Source organism: Microbacterium ureisolvens (genome assembly GCF_015278315.1).
GTDB classification, from domain to species: Bacteria; Actinomycetota; Actinomycetes; order Actinomycetales; family Microbacteriaceae; genus Microbacterium; species Microbacterium ureisolvens.
The window spans coordinates 387,635-403,422 of the sequence record NZ_JADIJE010000002.1; the positions used below are offsets into that span (position 1 = coordinate 387,635).

21 protein-coding genes are annotated in these 15,788 nt (G+C 67.7%); 15 read left to right on the plus strand and 6 right to left on the minus strand.

Features of this window, described 5'->3' with window-relative positions; all coding sequences use genetic code 11:
• Positions 1–125: 125 nt before the first annotated feature.
• Positions 126–569 carry a hypothetical protein gene (locus IM767_RS04000; RefSeq protein ID WP_162564209.1) on the minus strand — a complete coding sequence of 148 codons (444 nt, stop codon included), beginning with the start codon at positions 567–569 and terminating at the stop codon, positions 126–128.
• A gap of 191 nt (positions 570–760) precedes the next feature.
• Between IM767_RS04000 and IM767_RS04005 the strand changes: the two genes are divergently transcribed.
• Complete coding sequence (locus IM767_RS04005) at positions 761–1,480, plus strand: DUF5995 family protein (RefSeq protein ID WP_109212381.1); 720 nt, start codon at positions 761–763, stop codon at positions 1,478–1,480.
• A 184-nt stretch (positions 1,481–1,664) separates the two neighbouring features.
• Here IM767_RS04005 and IM767_RS04010 read toward each other — a convergent pair whose 3' ends face one another.
• Positions 1,665–1,970: an NIPSNAP family protein gene (locus tag IM767_RS04010; protein ID WP_109211806.1), complete on the minus strand. Its 306-nt coding sequence runs from the start codon at positions 1,968–1,970 to the stop codon at positions 1,665–1,667.
• 187 nt (positions 1,971–2,157) lie between these two features.
• Positions 2,158–2,595, minus strand: a complete 438-nt coding sequence (locus IM767_RS04015; protein ID WP_162564388.1) for an SRPBCC family protein — start codon at positions 2,593–2,595, stop codon at positions 2,158–2,160.
• Between the two features lie 151 nt (positions 2,596–2,746).
• On the opposite strand from IM767_RS04015, the gene IM767_RS04020 reads away from it, so the two are divergent.
• From IM767_RS04020 to IM767_RS04065, 10 genes are all read left to right on the plus strand, one after another.
• Positions 2,747–3,112 carry a nuclear transport factor 2 family protein gene (locus IM767_RS04020; RefSeq protein ID WP_109211804.1) on the plus strand — a complete coding sequence of 122 codons (366 nt, stop codon included), beginning with the start codon at positions 2,747–2,749 and terminating at the stop codon, positions 3,110–3,112.
• A gap of 240 nt (positions 3,113–3,352) precedes the next feature.
• Positions 3,353–4,306 (plus strand): coiled-coil domain-containing protein, encoded by a 954-nt coding sequence (locus IM767_RS04025; RefSeq protein WP_162564387.1) that lies wholly within the window; start codon positions 3,353–3,355, stop codon positions 4,304–4,306.
• A 92-nt stretch (positions 4,307–4,398) separates the two neighbouring features.
• Positions 4,399–4,590 (plus strand): hypothetical protein, encoded by a 192-nt coding sequence (locus IM767_RS04030; RefSeq protein ID WP_109211802.1) that lies wholly within the window; start codon positions 4,399–4,401, stop codon positions 4,588–4,590.
• 87 nt (positions 4,591–4,677) lie between these two features.
• Positions 4,678–5,043, plus strand: a complete 366-nt coding sequence (locus IM767_RS04035; protein WP_109211801.1) for a nuclear transport factor 2 family protein — start codon at positions 4,678–4,680, stop codon at positions 5,041–5,043.
• A 122-nt stretch (positions 5,044–5,165) separates the two neighbouring features.
• Positions 5,166–5,969 carry a CPBP family intramembrane glutamic endopeptidase gene (locus IM767_RS04040; protein ID WP_239453458.1) on the plus strand — a complete coding sequence of 268 codons (804 nt, stop codon included), beginning with the start codon at positions 5,166–5,168 and terminating at the stop codon, positions 5,967–5,969.
• Positions 5,966–6,805, plus strand: a complete 840-nt coding sequence (locus IM767_RS04045; RefSeq protein ID WP_109211800.1) for a CPBP family intramembrane glutamic endopeptidase — start codon at positions 5,966–5,968, stop codon at positions 6,803–6,805. The genes IM767_RS04040 and IM767_RS04045 overlap by 4 nt, the downstream gene beginning before the upstream one ends.
• 108 nt (positions 6,806–6,913) lie before the next feature.
• Positions 6,914–7,738: an alpha/beta fold hydrolase gene (locus tag IM767_RS04050; RefSeq protein WP_162564386.1), complete on the plus strand. Its 825-nt coding sequence runs from the start codon at positions 6,914–6,916 to the stop codon at positions 7,736–7,738.
• 350 nt (positions 7,739–8,088) lie between these two features.
• Entirely contained in the window at positions 8,089–8,433 is a 345-nt protein-coding gene (locus tag IM767_RS04055; protein WP_109211798.1) for a hypothetical protein, read from the plus strand.
• 202 nt (positions 8,434–8,635) lie between these two features.
• Positions 8,636–10,642 carry an ATP-dependent helicase gene (locus IM767_RS04060; protein ID WP_162564385.1) on the plus strand — a complete coding sequence of 669 codons (2,007 nt, stop codon included), beginning with the start codon at positions 8,636–8,638 and terminating at the stop codon, positions 10,640–10,642.
• Positions 10,643–10,761: 119 nt separating this feature from the next.
• Entirely contained in the window at positions 10,762–11,445 is a 684-nt protein-coding gene (locus tag IM767_RS04065) for a phosphatase PAP2 family protein (RefSeq protein WP_109211796.1), read from the plus strand.
• Positions 11,446–11,504: 59 nt separating this feature from the next.
• On the opposite strand, the gene IM767_RS04070 is transcribed toward IM767_RS04065, so the two are convergent.
• Entirely contained in the window at positions 11,505–12,161 is a 657-nt protein-coding gene (locus IM767_RS04070; protein WP_339327383.1) for a TetR/AcrR family transcriptional regulator, read from the minus strand.
• A gap of 80 nt (positions 12,162–12,241) precedes the next feature.
• Between IM767_RS04070 and IM767_RS04075 the strand changes: the two genes are divergently transcribed.
• Complete coding sequence (locus IM767_RS04075; protein WP_109211794.1) at positions 12,242–12,976, plus strand: GOLPH3/VPS74 family protein; 735 nt, start codon at positions 12,242–12,244, stop codon at positions 12,974–12,976.
• 11 nt (positions 12,977–12,987) lie between these two features.
• On the plus strand, positions 12,988–13,566 hold the full coding sequence (locus tag IM767_RS04080; protein ID WP_109211793.1) for a small multidrug efflux protein: 579 nt from the start codon (positions 12,988–12,990) through the stop codon (positions 13,564–13,566).
• 73 nt (positions 13,567–13,639) lie between these two features.
• Here the strand turns inward: IM767_RS04080 and IM767_RS04085 are convergent, their stop codons facing one another.
• Positions 13,640–13,957 carry a hypothetical protein gene (locus tag IM767_RS04085; RefSeq protein WP_162564384.1) on the minus strand — a complete coding sequence of 106 codons (318 nt, stop codon included), beginning with the start codon at positions 13,955–13,957 and terminating at the stop codon, positions 13,640–13,642.
• A gap of 120 nt (positions 13,958–14,077) precedes the next feature.
• Positions 14,078–14,686 (minus strand): TetR/AcrR family transcriptional regulator, encoded by a 609-nt coding sequence (locus IM767_RS04090; RefSeq protein WP_109211791.1) that lies wholly within the window; start codon positions 14,684–14,686, stop codon positions 14,078–14,080.
• 120 nt (positions 14,687–14,806) lie between these two features.
• Here IM767_RS04090 and IM767_RS04095 point away from each other — a divergent pair, with 120 nt between their 5' ends.
• A complete protein-coding gene (locus IM767_RS04095; RefSeq protein ID WP_109211790.1) occupies positions 14,807–15,250 on the plus strand; it encodes a hypothetical protein in 444 nt (147 codons plus the stop codon).
• A gap of 86 nt (positions 15,251–15,336) precedes the next feature.
• Positions 15,337–15,729, plus strand: a complete 393-nt coding sequence (locus tag IM767_RS04100; RefSeq protein ID WP_239453456.1) for a nitroreductase/quinone reductase family protein — start codon at positions 15,337–15,339, stop codon at positions 15,727–15,729.
• The last annotated feature ends 59 nt before the right edge of the window (positions 15,730–15,788 follow it).

A 15,788-nucleotide genomic window follows, 5' to 3' on the forward strand; every position in this document is an offset into this window, starting at 1 on the left:
GCCAACTCTAGCGATCCACCGCGGTCCCGAAATGCCAGCTGCGGATAGTCGCCGCCGAGACAGCACGGGTCGCCATGAGTGAACGCTGAGCGACCGCTCTGCGTGCGTGGCGCTGGAACTCGATTTCAGAAAAGTGCGCGCTCGTCGACGTCAACCCATAAGTAGAGACGGCTGTCGCTGTTCGCCGCGGTGGACGCGCAGAGATGAAGCCGGTAAAGCAGCTTGTGCGTGTCCGCGCGCGTCAGCCGCTCAGCCCGCACCTCATCGGTACGAGCCCAGCCGCGCGCAACCCGCGAAGCGCGCCAGCCCCGCACAGAAGCCAGCTGGTCACGAAGCGCCGTACTCAGCGGCAGCACGAAGCGCTGCCCACCGTGGAAGAGTGCTACGGGCTCAGGCTGCTCGGCCGCGACCTCGGCGTAGGGGCGTCCGGCGAGAAGCGCCTCCAGGGACCACAGCCCGACGGGACCGGGATCGCACACGACCCCTTCCGGCGGGCCGGGATGAAGAAGGCCTGCAGCCACATCGTCGTCTGGCGCAACGAAGACGACTTGGCGCACGAGAAATCCCACGCGTGCATATTCGCACGTCGTTGGAATGGTCTTCGGTGATCGAAACCGCACCACACCGCGTGCGGACGAGGACCGGCCTGCGGGCGGTCGAGGAGCGACTCACCCCATGAGGGATCCGCGCCCCATGCCGGTCCGTTCCTTCGAATTCGCGTACCCACCCGCTCGCGAGCACTGCGCAGTACTGTGGCGGCATGACGACGCCCACGAACGTCGACCGGTCCTCGCCTATCGGCAAAGTGGTTCTCGAACTTGACGGCGTGCGCGCTCCGCTGCCGCAAACGGACGGAATCCGCGACTTCGCGGACGTGTATCGCGATGCGACTGCTCTGGTCGGCCTGCGGGTGGCGGATGACACCTTCGCCGACCCTGACTTCATCGAGCATCTGGACGTCATGTTCGCCGACTTGTTCCTGGACGTGCCGCGAGATATTGCTGCGGGCCGCGACATCTCGAAGGCGTGGGCACCGCTCGTGGAGCGTCGCTCCAAGCGTCTCTTTCCCCTGCAGTTCGCACTTGCCGGGATGAACGCTCATATCAACCACGACCTCGCCGTCGCTGTCGTGCACACCTGTCGCAAGCTGAAGCGCTCGCCCGACTCAGGCAGCATCCACGCAGACTTCGTGAAGATCAACAAGGTGCTGGCCGAACGCGTACGACCCATCCGCCAGAAGTTCCTCGACGAGGATGTCGTGAAATACGGCGCTCCCCTCTCGCCGCTTGCTGATCTGATGACCAACTTCTCCATGGAGAAGGCAAGGGATGCCGCGTGGGCGTCAACGCTCGCACTTTGGGCCGTGCGCGACATCCCCATCGTCAACGAACTCACCCAGGATTCCCTCTCCCGCACAGTCGGCCTCGTGAGCCGCCAGCTATTGACGCAATTCGACCTGCTCGACCAAATCGAAGCGTAGCGCGCAGCCCCTCGGCTCCCGTCGAGGTTCGATCGATGGCGCGTGGAGGGCGACTTTCGCGCGGCAGGGTACCGATATGCGGGCTGGGCCACACCCCGGATCGCAAGAACCGGAAGATCGAGTCCTTTCGGCGCGTGGGGGTTCAAGGCGGAGCGGGGGAAGTCGGTTCGGACTTCAGGGACCGTCAAGAGAACACGGGAGAAAGGAACCGACGTTCGTAGCGACGGATGCACCCGGTCGTGCGCGCGAGCTCGAACGCCTCCTGACACTGGGGATCCGTCTTCGAGGCATTCCGGTAGACCTCGTACTCGGCCAGCGACGGAAACGTGAACAGCGCGAACGCCTCGTCGCTGTCGCCCTCGCTGGGCATGAAGTAGCCGTGGTGCTGGCCTCCGAGCTTGTTGACCAGTCGGATCCACGCGCGGCCGTATTCGGTGAAGTCGTCGAGCTTGTCGGGATCGATCTCGTAGCGCAGATGAACAGTGATCATCGAGGGCCTCCGTGTTCAGGTGTTCCCAGAGTCTTGCCGACGCGAGGAGGGTGCGAGGACGATCGCGCACTTGTGCGCGAAGTGTGGCGGACAAGGTTGGAACCTTGGCAGACCGCAGCGCGGCATCGCATCGCCCTCTCCCTGAGCGACCGGCATCCGCGCCGATGGACGCGGCACGACACTGGAGCTAGCCGGCGAGGATGCGATCCAGTTTCGCGAAGGTGCGTCGCCACCCGTCGGCATAGTCGTGATCGGAGATACCGCGGAGGTCCTGGTGCACGAAACGCATGCGTGTTCCGGTTTCATCCCTCGCGAAGACGACGTGCACTCGAGATGGAGTGTTGGTTTCACTGAGCCACGACCAAGTGAACTCCAGCTCAGCCGGCTCCTCGACGCGGAGGTACTCGCCGGTGCTGGTGTGAAGGTCACCACTGGAATCTTGGAATGAGATGACGAAACGGCCGCCTGGTCGCAGGTCGAGAGCTGCCGATGTCACGACACCATCGGGGTCGGATCCCCACCAGGCACGCACGATCGTGGGGTCCGTCCAAGCGGCCCATACCTTCGTCTGCGCTGCATGGAAGTGGTGGTAGACCGTAACCGACGTTGGGGGCTCCTCAGCCATGCGACGAATGCTATCGCCGCGGATCGCACACGGCATGCCGACCGTGTGCATGACGGAGCTCCGGCTCCCGCGATGCGTGCAGCGCGGAATATCGCGTCCTGGTCCGACGGTTGAGCTTGCTACGTGATTCTCGACAGCGATTGGGCGAAGAATGACCAGCGTCTCAGAACTCCTCTCAGCCAACCTGCACGGGGTCTTCGGTAACCGAGATGCCGACGCCCGGCGCAGCACGATCAACGTCGTCTACGCCGAAGATGTTGAGTTCACCGATCCCGAGGGAACCGTTCACGGTCGTGCGGCCGTCGAGGAGAAGGCAGCAACGCTTCTTGCCGGCGTACCTGACAGCTTCGTGTTCGCAGAAGATGGCGAGCGCTACGTCGGCTCGGACATCGGCGCCCTCGCATGGGCGTTCGGCCCTCAGGGCGCGCCCGTCGCCCGAGGAATCGACGTCATCACCGTAGCGAACGGCTACATCACGAGTGTGCGAACTTTCTTCATCGACGCCGCAAGCCGCTGACCCCGATCCGGCTCGTCTCGCCAAGCGCGCACCGCCACGTACTGCACCGTGGGCGCCGAGACCGCTTCGCGGATGATCAACGACGCGGGAGCACGCCCGCGGGCAGCCCGCCGGTTATCGATAGGCCGAGTCGATTCTCCACAGGCACGGCGGATGACCGGCGAGCGCACGGCTCGTTCGGTCTCACGGCCCGGGGCGGAGTCTCGGTTGAAGGTGGGACGCGTGTGGCACAGTGACTGGGTGACCGAACCGGATCTTGCTGCGCTGACCGAGGCCGTCCGCACGGCCGCAGAGGCCCGTGCGTCCCTCCAGCGACTCGGTGTCCAGCTTGACACTGCCGAGGCGCTCGTGGAGACGCGCCGTGGTGAGTTGGCCAGCATGCAGCGGGGATTGCAGGTGGAGCTGTCCGACGTCCGCCGGTTGGAGAAGCTCTCGCCGACGAAGATATGGGCGACGCTGCGCGGAGACAGGGCCGATCGGCTGGCCGTCGAGCGCGCCGAAGCGGATGCCGCCAGGCTCGCCGTGGCCGGCGCACAGGCACGGTTGGACAGCGCCATCGCCGGCGCGGGCCGAGTCCGCCGTGGACGCGATGCCTTGGGCGGCGCGGATGACGCGTACCGCGAAGCGCTTGCCGGCTATGAGGTCGCGCTGTGCGCGGCCGGCGGCGGCGACGCGGTGGAACTGGCGGAGATTGCCGCCCAGTTAGGCGTGGCGGCGGCGCGTCAGCTCGAGATCGCTGAGGCCGTCGATGCGCTGCGCGCCACGAAAACTGCCCTCGACGACGCGCTGATGAAGCTGGACAGCGCTGGCGGGTGGTCGGCGTACGACACGTTCTTCGGCGGCGGCTTCGTCGCAGACATGGTGAAGCACTCCAACATCGGCGACGCCACCGACGCATTCATCGAGGTCAACCGCGCGCTCGAGCGACTTTCCACCGAGCTCGCCGACCTCGGAGCTCCGACTGTCGCAGGCGTCGAGATCTCCGACACGCTGGCCGTCTTCGAAGTCCTGTTCGACAACGTCTTCAGCGACTGGATGGTGATGGACCGCATCTCCGAAGCCCGAGTCAATGCCGAGGACCTTGACGTTCGCCTCACTCAACTCGCCGAGCACCTCGGCACCCTCGCCGTCGAGACCGCAACGCGCACCGACACACTGCTGCGGCGGCGCGAGGCGATCCTCACCGCCGCCTGAATAGAGCCGCGCCCGCGGGTTCATTGCCGCGCGAGGTCGATATCCTCCACACGACGGATGTGCCCCGCTGTGCCACTCAATACCGTTTTCGCATGAGCGATTCATCGAACAGTCGCCGAACATACCTCGGCGTCGGAATCTCGTTCTTCGCCGTCGCGATTGCAATGTGGCTCACCATGGATAACTGGGCGATTGCCCTCCCGTTCGCCACCCTGGCAGTCACATTTCTCATCCTCGGTGCCCGGCAAGGCCCACCCGAGTCGGACGAGAACGACGCGGGGTGACCGCAGCGCCCCCTTTGACGGCACCCGCCTGAGGTGCGTGGCTGTCAAGCTGTGGCATGGTGAATCGGCCTTGCGTAGCGTGACGGAATGGACATCGACGAGTTGCTCGGCCTGGAACGTCGCGGATGGCAATCTCTGTGTGATGGAGACGGCGCCGATTTCTACGGTGAGATCATGTCCTCCGATGGCGTCATGGTGCTCGCCAACGGCGTCGTTATGGACCGCGCGACGGTGACGCAGTCACTCGCCGACGCGCCGCCCTGGGATTCATTCCGCATAGAGGAACCTCAGATCGTGCCTGCAGGGGATGACAGCGCCGTGCTCGTCTACCGCGGCGTCGCGATCCGGCGCGGCGACTCGCAACCCTTCGAAGCATTGATGACCAGCGTCTACGTCAAAACCGACGAACGCATCCACTTGGTCTCGTATCAGCAGACTCCCGTAGTTCGCTGAGCGACCCACGACGTGCGGAGACGCGGGGCGAGTGTCGCGGTGATGAACGTTGGGCGTGGCTGGCCTGCTGCTCGTTGCGTATGCGCTTCACTTGGCCGATAACTCGTCAAGGAGAACGTCATATGACTTCGAGCGCAGCTGAGCGTCTGCGGGTACAGCCGCGTGTATGGATCGGCGTGGTGATCTATTTCGGGTACGTCGCGGTCGTGTTCGCGGTGCAGCAGCTGACGGGGGTGCCGTACACCGACCTCGGCGACAGCGGCGCGAACTTGTTCCTCGGGGCTGGGCTCTCGCTGATCGTCGGTGCGATCTTGCTCGCGATCACGACGACGCTGCTGGGGTGGTGGCGGCCGGCGCTGTTCGATCGGCACCGGTCCGCGCACTCGTGGCCGATCATCGCCCCCGCGATCATGGTCCTGGCGCTGCTGGTCAACCTCGTCTCCACGGACTGGAGCTCGTACGACGGCGCGTTCTTCGCGGCATCCGTCGTCCTGCTTCTCGTCGGCTTCACGGAGGAGCTGACGACCCGAGGGCTGCTGCTGGTGGGCCTGCGCAGTCGGCTCTCGGAGGTGTGGGTGTGGTTCCTCACCTCGGCACTGTTCGGCCTGATGCACCTCATCAACGCACTCGGCGGCCAGCCGCTGGCCCCGACGCTTCAGCAGGTCGCTCTCGCATTCGGCGGCGGGACGATCTTCTACATCCTGCGCCGTGTCACCGGCAGTCTGATCTGGGCGATGGTGCTGCACGGCTTCTGGGACTTCTCGACCTTCGCCGTCGGGCACGGCACTCCGGGTCCTCTCGCTGCGACCGGAGGGATCATCGAGATCGTCGGTGTCGTCATCGCGCTCGCGAGCGTCGCCTTCGTCATCCGCGGCGCGGATGAGAGACTCTCCACGCCCGCTACCGGCGTCGCAGCGACGCCGTGACCCACGCGGGCACTGTCGCGGCGACCGTGGACGACCGTGTTCCCCGCGTCGTGTGGGTGGGTCTGGTCGCGTTCGCGTTCTACGTCATCGTCGCTGCCGGCGGTGGCCTGCTGATCGACGCGCTGGGCGCGGGCGAGGCCGATCCGGTGACCGAGCTCGCGCTCACGCACCTCATCCCGCTTCCGATCGCCATCGCCGCCGGGCTCGTGTTCGCCCGGCTGTCGGGCTGGTGGCACGACATCTGGACCGACGCGCCCCTCCGGCGATCCACGCCGCGTCGCTGGTGGATGTGGCTCATACCCGTCCTCCTCGTCGTGCAGATCGTGGCCCTGTTCGCCGAAGCACCGTGGGCGCAACTGTCCGTGAGCTACATCCTCATCGGGCTTGTCTGTTACCTGCTCGTCGGGCTGGGCGAGGAGCTGTTCACCCGCGGCATCCTGCTGGAATCAGTCCGCGCCCACCACGGCGAAACCGTCACGCTGCTGGCGACAGCACTCGCGTTCGGCGCCGCGAACAGCGTCGGAAGCGGCATCAGCGGAGTGCCGGTCGGCACCATCGCCTTCCAGATCGCCGTCACCGCCATGGACGGTGTGCTCTTCTACGCCGCGCTCCGCGTCACCGGCACCCTCTGGGCGCCCATCCTGCTGCACGGGCTCGGTGACTACGGCCGCTGGCTCATCGCCGGAGACGGCGCCGACCACACCAGTGGCGCGGATGCCATCACCCAGACAGGGTTGACGCTCCTATCCGCTGCCGTCCTGATCAGCGTCATCCTCGAAGACCGACGCAACCGCAGACGCCGAGAGATCACCACATCCCCGACCGGGAACGGCTGACAGCCGGACGACCACCTCACTCGACAGCCGCCCCGAATGAGGATCCCGATTCGAGCGGATCTGCAGCGATCGCTTGGGTGGGTGTTCCGCTTGAATCATCATGGGGACATGCCGATGAGTGTTCAGCTGAGCGATTCGGCTTCGCTCGCGTACGAGGTTGTCGGCGACGGCATCCCACTGCTGGCGCTTCATGGCGCGTACTCCGCGCGGGGCGAGGTCCGTGGCTTTCTCGAACCGATGATCGGGGCGCGGCCGGTGCGTCGGGTCTACATCGACCTGCCTGGGCACGGCGATTCCCGCCCGTCGTCGGGAGTTCGGCAACCTGATGACGTGCTCGACCTCGTCGACCGCCTCCTGGAGGAGGAGGCACGGGCGGGGAGATTTCTCGTGCTCGGGCACTCGTTCGGTGGACACTTCGCTCGCGCGATCGCGGCCCGCCATCCCGACCGCGTCGCGGGGATCGCCCTGGTCTGCCCGGCTCTTCCCGGGGAGCAGCGCACCCCTGCACTCGCCGTGGTGAGAGACGATCACGTGTCCGAGGCACGGGCCCTGGATCAGCGAGCCGAGTACGAAGGGTACTTCGTCGTTCGAACCGCTGAGACCCTGGAGCGATTCCGTCGCGTCGTGGTCCCGGTCATCGGCGAGGTCGACGAGCAGACCCTGGAGAGGGCGATCACCGCGGGTCCGCATGCCGCGGATCCGGACACTGCAACCGTGACTGCTCCGGTCCTAGTGATCTCGGGCCGGCACCATCACTGGGTCGGCTGGCAACGGCAACAGAGCCTCGGCGATCACTACCCGCGTGCCACCGTCGTGACCGTGGGCGATGCCGGTCATGCACTGCCCCACGAGCGCCCCGGCCTCCTGGCGGCGCTCCTCGCCGACTGGCTCGACGAGGTCGGCGTCCCCTCTGCATCCCGCGTCCAGCAGTAGACGCCGTTGCGTCTCGCGAACGCGCCAGATCCACATCCGGCGCGCTCGGTCGGGACCCTCGACTGGATCGTGGAGTCCACTCGCCGGAGGGCGCTGAGTGCTCGACGGAATGCGTCCCTCGAGGTCGTCAATCGCCCGCGCGGTATGTCGCGAAGCTCGCCGTCGATCTGCCCGGGATCCTCGTCTCGATCCGGGAGACGGCTGTGACCGCTCAGCTCCCGGGCCAGCGTGCGCGCAACCAACGCGTTCGGCTACTACGGTCAAGAGGGTCGTACCGCTGTACGGCGAGCTTCAGTACCGAGGCGTCGTTCAGATCCTCACGTGGACGCGAGGACTCTAAGGAGAGCTTGTTGACCGATCAAGACGACACCGACACAGAGGAGGCGCCGCGGCCCCTCGACGCCGAGGACCGGCGTCTCGTCGGGTGGACGATCGCCTTGATCATCGTCGGCGGGTACGCCATCTGGCAGCTCCTCGGTGTCTGGACCGCCAAGGATGCAGTGCCGCCGGCATGGCTGATCTCACCGCCGGCGGGCGCGACGATGGTGGGCGAACCTCGGATCGACTACCAGCCCTACAGAGTCACGCTTTACGTGACGGTGCGTCCGGCGGAGGGTGAGAGAGCTCATCAGCTCGTGGAGCGGATGGGGTTGTCTGAGCAGCCGACGCAGATCGGTCCCACACCCCTCGACTGACGGCCCGTGTGGGTCTACAGCAGACCCGTGGAGGACGGCGTCGAGCTGCGGCTGGTATACCCGCGAGACGCGCAGGACATCATCCCACCGTGACGACCCGCTGAAAGGTAGGACTGCCGCCCACGCGCGGACCCGCTTCGGCATCTGCGCGAGTTCGCCAAGAGGGGCCTGAATGTCCGAGGGGCTGGCTACGGTCACCCCCGTGGCAGAAGATGATGCGGTTGGCGGGCTGGATCCGGCACAGCTTGCGGCCGTCGAGCATGGGGACGGGCCGCTGGTGGTCGCGGCGGGGGCGGGTACGGGGAAGACGCGGGTGCTCACCGCGCGAGTGGCGCGGCTGCTGGAGGCGGGGGTTGCACCGGAGCGGATCCTGCTGCTGACGTTCACCCGCCGCGCGGCGTCCGCGATGCTTTCTCGTGCTGCGGTGATGTGCGGGGACGCGCAGGCTGCGCAGCGTATCGCCGGTGGCACGTTCCATGCCGTCGCGCACCGCATCGTCGCCGAACACGCTCAGCATCTGGGCTTGGAGGCGGTGACGGTCATCGATCCTGACGATGTCATCGATCTGCTCGACCTGCTGCGCGCGGAGCACGGGCTCGACGGCACCGACGTGCGGCTGCCCACGACGCGCGCCATCGCCGACATCGCCTCCCGTGCGATCAACACTGCGACACCGGCCCGTGCCGTGATCGAGGAGCAGTTTCCCTGGGCGCTCGAGCAGGCCGATCAGATCGCCGCCCTGCTGCGTCATTACCGTGACCGCAAGCGTGAGCGCCGCCTGCTTGACCTGGATGATCTGCTCATCGCGTTGCGGGCGCTGGTCGCTGATCCCGATGTCGGTGCGCGGCTGCGGGCGCGCTGGGACTGGGTGCTGGTCGATGAGTACCAGGACGTCAATCAGCTGCAGGTCGACATCGTGCGCGGGCTCAGTCCGGACGGTCGCGGGCTCACTGTCGTCGGCGACGACGCACAGGCGATCTACGCGTTCCGAGGGGCGAGCGCTGGCCACCTGCTCGAACTCGTGGAGGCCTACCCCGATGCCACGCTCGTGCGCCTGGAACGCAACTTCCGTTCCACCCAAACGGTCCTGGATCTCGCGAACCAGGTGCGCCCAGGAGCGCTGAGACTGCGGTTGGTCGCCGACCGTTCGCAGCCGGGCGCCCGGCCGACGCTCGTGACCTGCCGCAACGCCGACGACGAGGCCCGCACGATCGCGGACCGCATCCTCGCCGCGCACGTGGACGGCACGCCGCTGCGTTCGCAGGCCGTGCTGATGCGCACCGGCTCTCACAGTGCGCAACTGGAGGTCGAGCTGAAGGTGCGGGGTATCCCGTTCCACAAGTTCGGCGGGATCGGCTACCTGGAGACCTCGCACGTGCGCGACCTCCTGGCCAGCTTCCGGGTGGTGCTCAACCCGGCAGACGAGGTGTCCTGGTACCGCCTGCTCACCCGACACCGCGCGATCGGCAAAGCGAGTGCCCGCGGGTTGGCCGGAATCCTCGCGGACGGGAGCGCGGATGCCGCGGCCGACGCGGTTGCGGCGGCACCGGCGAAGGCGCGCACCGGGCTCGCGTCGACGCTGTCGCTGCTGAGCGCCGTCGACGCCACGACCGCCGTGCCGGAGCTGGTCGAGGCCTGCCGGGGGGTGGTGGATCCGCTGTTGCGCGCGCACTATCCGGATTGGCATCGTCGCGTCACCGAAGTCGACGGCATCGCGCAGGCCGCCGCTCAGCAATCCGATCTGCGCACGTTCGTCAGCGAGCAGGCGATCGACCCGGTGAATGTCGCCGGTGACTGGGCGAAGCAGCCACACCTCGATGAAGACTGGCTGACCCTGTCCACCATCCATTCCGCGAAAGGCCTGGAGTGGGACGCGGTACACCTGCTGCGCGCGAACGACGGCGCGATGCCCTCGGACATGGCGCTCACCTCGACCGCCGGTCTCGCCGAGGAGGAGCGCCTCTTCTACGTCGCCATCACGCGGGCACGCGACACCCTCGATGTGTACGTGCCCTCGCAGCTGCCCACGCATCCCACCGCATTCCTGGCCAAACACGTCGCCGCCAAACCCAGCAGATTCCTCCATGAGTCCGCTCGCGCACTCATGAACTCGGTCAGCACTGACGCCGTCACGCCCGAGCGCGCGATCAAGCCGGCCGTCGCTGCGCCGCGGGTACGCATCGACGCGTTCGACGAGCTATTCACCTGATGCGCGTGGGCTGGTCCCGCCGCGCGTCTGTCCACACTTCAACGACCGGCGTTCAGGTGCTTCCCGGGAGTGGCCCTGCGATCCACGTCCATCCCGCCCCGTGCCACTAGTCTGCGGGCATGTCGTTGCTCCGAGCCGTCGTTCTGCCGGGGCTCGGCGCGATCGCCATATTCGGCGCGGCCGGGCGGGTGATGCGGCCCCTCGGCGGCGACGACCCACGCGAGGACCGCGTCGTGCGTGCCCTCCAGGGCGCATTCGGCCACCGGCCGGCCGAGAGCGACGTCGCCGCGATGGCCGACCTCGTCGACCCGACTGGACCCCGCGAACCGATCGACCGCTTCACCGGGCCCCTCTCGTGGTACTCCGGCGTGCCGCAGACGATCGCGAACGGGGCGATCTGGTGCGCAGTCACCTGGTTGTCGACGCGCGACCGGCGCTCCGCTGTCGCCCCTGCGGCGGCACTCGCGCTCGAGACCGCGTGCTTCGTCGCATCCGCGGCGCTCGCAGGACGGCCACGACCCGAGAGGGTGTGGCGCCCGGAGCGGCCGCACGCGACGTCGTCGTTCCCCTCCGGCCACACGGCGGCAGCCTTCGCGCTCCACGGCACGCTCGCCGACCTGCTCGATCGCCACGGCGCGCCTGGCGCCAGGCTGCTCGGCCCCCTCCTTCGGTACGGGGTTCCCGCAGCGATCGCGTTCTCGCGGGTGTACCGCGGCCAGCATCACATCTCGGACATCGTCGCGGGCGCCATTCTCGGACGGTGGAGCGCCGCTGTTGTCCGGCGGGAGCTGATCTCCCCGTAGTCGGGTGGCACGACCCCGGGTCACTGAAGGACTTGCCCGAACGCGAGACTGCATGCGACTCAGGCTCGAGGAGCCTCCGCGAGGACGGCGTCCACAGCGAACGCGAGCGTCGCACGCTCGCCTTCGATGCGTTCGCCCGAGGCGGCGAGCGCTCGCTCGATCGACAGGCCGTCGACCACTGTGAGCAGGAAACGCGCGCGAGCGCTGTTGTCGCCGGGCTTCAACGTTCCCTCGGCCTCGAGGATCGCGAGCCACGCCTCGACACGGTGCAGCGCTTCGCGTTCGAGCACGAGGTAGCCGGCCCGCGACTCGTCCGACGCGGTCGGCCCGATGAACGACGAGAAGACGCCCTCCCACACCGCGCGCGCCTCGGTCACTGAGGCGACGGGATCGAGGATGCTCCACAGCGAGTCGATGAGCCGCTGCCGTGCGGGCGCCGACGTGTCGCGGATGCGCTCGTCGGGGAGCGATTCGTCGTAGACGGCGGTCAGCACCGCGTCCATGAGCGCTCGCTGCGTGGGGAAGTAGTACCGCAGCGTGCTGGCGCCGATCCCGGCCCGGGCAGCGACCGTTCGAACGCTCGGTCGCTCACCTGTGCCGTCGTACAGGATCTCCATCGCGGCCTTCACAATGCGGGTTCGCGTGTCGATCGCGCACCTCCTGGCCTCGATCCGGACTTGACAGGAATACCTTACTGGCACACTGTGTTGGTACACCGTACTAGCACAGCGTACTAGCCGGACTTCCGCCTCGCAGGGCGCTGTGCTACCGACCGGATCACGATCGAGAGGCCGTCATGCCCAACGACATCAACCCATCACGAGACGCCCGGGCTGCGGCATCCGTTGCCGGCATCGGCTCCGCCAGCAGCGAGCCGCTCCTCGCTGAAGACCTGATGCTCACGCTTTTCCAGCCGGAGTCCGGCACGATCGCGGCCGAGAACACCCTCTATTACGTGCTCGCCGGCGCCCTGCTGGCCGAACTCGCTGAGAGGGGCGGAGCCGAAATCGAAGACCGAGGCATGCGCGGCGCGATCGTGCGCGCGGCCGGAGACCAGCCGACCGACGCGCTGCTTCGGACTGCATGGGACTACGTCGCCGAGAAGCCGCGCGAGGTGCAGACCGTGCTCGCTGCGGTGGGGCCCTCGCTTCGTGCGCCGGTGCTCGACCGACTCGTCGCGCGAGGTGACATCCGCCGCGAGGTGCGCAAGACGCTCGGCTTCATCCCATCGACGGCGCTGGAGCTGGGCTCCGGGCGACGCGCCGACTTGGTCCGCGCAGCCCGAGCGGTGCTCGTCGACGACGCCCAGCCCCATCCGCGGACAGCGGCGCTCATCGCGCTGGTCTCGGCGAGCGGTGCGATGCCCGTGCTGCACCGTGAGATCCCCTGGACCACTCCCACCATCACCCGCGCGAAGCAGTTCGAGAGCGGGAACTGGGGCGCCGAGGCGGCAGCGGCGGCCGTCACCCGAACGATGACCGCAGTCATCACCAATGCCATCGTGGCGGCAGCGGTGCTGCCGCACAGCTGATCGGAAGAACCATGAACCACACATCCAATTTCGTCGAGGGCCTGCAAGACCTGATCGTGCAGGTGCCGGAGTTCGTCCAACTCCTGATCGTCGGCGCCGTCGCGACGGTCCCGTTCCTCGAGGGCGAGCTCGCCTCGACCCTCGGCGTCTGGGCCGGCCTCAACCCCTTCATCGCGTTCGCCGTCGCCGCGACCGGCAACTTCCTGTCGGTGTTCGCCGTCGTCGTGTTCGGGGCTCGCGTTCGTGAGGCGGTCGTCGCTCGCAGCGCTCGAGTCAAGACCGCCGCGGCTGGTGGCGCCGTGTCCGATGGCGCCGTCCTGGTCGGCGAGCGACCTGACGCAGTGGGGATCGACGGGGCGAAGCCCGAGTCGAAGGGTCGGGAGCGCTTCCGGCGCTTCCTCGTTCGCTTCGGTGTCCCCGGAGCGAGCCTGTTGGGACCGCTCGCCCTTCCCACGCAGTTCACTTCCGCCATGCTGGTCGCCTCCGGCGTGAGCAGGCGCTGGGTGCTGCTCTGGCAGGGCGTCGCCATCGTCGTCTGGACCGGACTCACCACTCTCATCGCCACGGGCGTGCTCGCGCTCATCGCGTGACCCACCCGACCGGCCGGGGCGCGGCATCCGTCGCTGTCCCGGCCGGCGCGCACGCGCGGACGGAATTCCCGATTCAGGCCGCGGCGGGCTGCGGGCCCTGTCGTCCCGCGGCCGCAGCCGCAGCCGCAGCGGCGGGCTCGGGCTGCGGTTCCGCAGCCGCGGCCTTCTTCGACGTGTTCGCGACCGCGAGCCCGGCAACCGGGACGCCGAGATAGCCGAGCACGGCGAGGGTGGCGATCAGCCAGTCGGGGTTCGGGACTCCGAGCGAGGTGAGCGCCACCTGGGTGGCGCCGACGACGAGGAGAGCGAGCACGTAGGTGCTGTAGATGAACCGGCGTACGGCCAGGTTCGAGATGATTGCACCAAGGGTTGGTGACGTGCTTTCGTCCATGATCCGATCCTTCTGTCGGGAATCGCGGAGTGTCATCGCTCCCGACGAGGCCCCGTGGGAACGGCTCCGTTCAACATGAGGCCGGCTCAGCGGAGTCAGATACAAGCGGGCGGCGGCGCGTCAGGTCTTCGCCGGCCAGATCCTCCGCAGAGGCGCCAGCCCCTCGTCGACGTAGTCGGCGATCGGCCGCTGCGTGTCGTCCAGGAACCACTGCTCGAGCGCGGCGAAGTAGCCGAACACGAGTGAGTTCGTGAGCACCCTCGCCTGCACGGGCGGAAGACCGTTCGCCTCGGCGAGCAGGGGCGTGATCCTCTGGCCGGCACGGTCGAGGACGGCGCAGACCGCTTGCCGCACCGAGGGCTCGGTGAAGAAGTAGCGGACCCGGCGCCGCGCCTCGTTCTCGCGGGGCTCATCGTGCGGCGCGTCCGCGGTGGAGCCGTCGGGCGTCGACTCGTAGGTGCGGATGGCTCGGAGGAGGCTGCCGATCGGGTCGTTCGCATCGATGAACTCGCTCAATGCGTCGGGGCTCGCCCGATCGAACTCATCGGCGACGACGATGCCTTCCTTCGTCCCGAAGTAGCGGTAGATCGAGGAGGGCGAGACCTCCGCGGCTGCGGCGATCTCCTCGATCGTGACGGCGTTGAAACCTCGCTCGTCGAAGAGGTCGAGGGCGTGCTCCTGGATGCTCCGCATCGCCTTCATCTTGGAGCGCTCGCGCAGTCCCGTCATGTCGAAACGATAGCAAGCGATCGACGGAAAAGAGAGTCACTTTCAAAAGCTCTTGACTCTCCCGAGACACAATCATACAGTCACTTCCTAAAGATAGTGACTTTCAGTACTGGAGGATCGATGTCGTCCGCACCTGCCGCCCGCCGCCGCGTCTCGCTCACGCTGCTGTACCTGGGAGCCGCCCTCACGCTGGTCGCGGCGGCGCTTCCGCTCGTTCCACACTTCCGCGCCCTGCTGAGGGACCACGTCAGCGCCGGGTACCCCGGCTACACCCAGCCGGACGTCGACACGGCGGTCACGACATATGTCGGCATCCTGGTCGTCGTCGGCGGGTTGGGACTTCTGGGATGGGGCGCCGCTCTCTGGGCGGCACACGCCGGAGCCCGTGCCACACGCTGGCTCATGGCGGGACTCCTCGTCGCCGGAGCGCTGCTGGCGATCGCCGCTCTCACCATCCGCGACACCTCGGGGGATGTCGGTCTCGCGCCGCTGTTCGGCTGGCTGCTCGTCGCGCCGTGCGTCGCGGGAGCGGCCGCGTTCGTGCTGTGGACCCGCCCCGCGTGAGGCCGGCCAGGCGATGGGTCGGAGACATCAAGCGCGCTCTGTATCGCGGCGACAGGCCACGTGGCCTCATGCGAATGCTCACCAGGATGGACATGCCGGCATACGGCGCGCGGTGGTGGGCACCGCGCCACGGCGCGGTTCTGACCGTGACCGGGCGCGCCAGCGGTCAGCCGATCTCGATCCCCGTCGCCGTGACGCCGTTCCGCGACCGCGAATACCTGGTCTCGATGCTCGGCCCGAGCGTGAACTGGGTCCGCAGCGTCCGGGCGGCAGCAGGACTTGCGACGCTGCGTCGCCACGGCCGCGACGAGACGGTGCGCCTCCACGAAGTCGAGGCGGCGCGGCGCGCGGAGATCTTGCGCCGCTACGTCGCTGTGGCACCGGGAGCCCGGCCCCACATCGGACTCGGGCCGCGGGACGCGCTCGCATCCTTCGACCGGGTCGCCGGCGATCATCCCGTCTTCCGTATCACTCGATGACCGGACGGCCCGGAGGACCGGACGGCCTCGTGACGTGCGCGAAGACGTCGGGTACGGCA

Coding starts and splice junctions, on each gene's coding strand:
- IM767_RS04005 (WP_109212381.1), top strand. CDS start 761: ATGACGACGCCCACGAACGTCGACCGGTCCTCGCCTATCGGCAAAGTG.
- IM767_RS04010 (WP_109211806.1), bottom strand. CDS start 1,970: ATGATCACTGTTCATCTGCGCTACGAGATCGATCCCGACAAGCTCGAC.
- IM767_RS04015 (WP_162564388.1), bottom strand. CDS start 2,595: ATGGCTGAGGAGCCCCCAACGTCGGTTACGGTCTACCACCACTTCCAT.
- IM767_RS04020 (WP_109211804.1), top strand. CDS start 2,747: ATGACCAGCGTCTCAGAACTCCTCTCAGCCAACCTGCACGGGGTCTTC.
- IM767_RS04030 (WP_109211802.1), top strand. CDS start 4,399: ATGAGCGATTCATCGAACAGTCGCCGAACATACCTCGGCGTCGGAATC.
- IM767_RS04035 (WP_109211801.1), top strand. CDS start 4,678: ATGGACATCGACGAGTTGCTCGGCCTGGAACGTCGCGGATGGCAATCT.
- IM767_RS04040 (WP_239453458.1), top strand. CDS start 5,166: ATGACTTCGAGCGCAGCTGAGCGTCTGCGGGTACAGCCGCGTGTATGG.
- IM767_RS04050 (WP_162564386.1), top strand. CDS start 6,914: ATGCCGATGAGTGTTCAGCTGAGCGATTCGGCTTCGCTCGCGTACGAG.
- IM767_RS04065 (WP_109211796.1), top strand. CDS start 10,762: ATGTCGTTGCTCCGAGCCGTCGTTCTGCCGGGGCTCGGCGCGATCGCC.
- IM767_RS04075 (WP_109211794.1), top strand. CDS start 12,242: ATGCCCAACGACATCAACCCATCACGAGACGCCCGGGCTGCGGCATCC.
- IM767_RS04080 (WP_109211793.1), top strand. CDS start 12,988: ATGAACCACACATCCAATTTCGTCGAGGGCCTGCAAGACCTGATCGTG.
- IM767_RS04085 (WP_162564384.1), bottom strand. CDS start 13,957: ATGGACGAAAGCACGTCACCAACCCTTGGTGCAATCATCTCGAACCTG.
- IM767_RS04090 (WP_109211791.1), bottom strand. CDS start 14,686: ATGACGGGACTGCGCGAGCGCTCCAAGATGAAGGCGATGCGGAGCATC.
- IM767_RS04095 (WP_109211790.1), top strand. CDS start 14,807: ATGTCGTCCGCACCTGCCGCCCGCCGCCGCGTCTCGCTCACGCTGCTG.
- IM767_RS04100 (WP_239453456.1), top strand. CDS start 15,337: ATGGACATGCCGGCATACGGCGCGCGGTGGTGGGCACCGCGCCACGGC.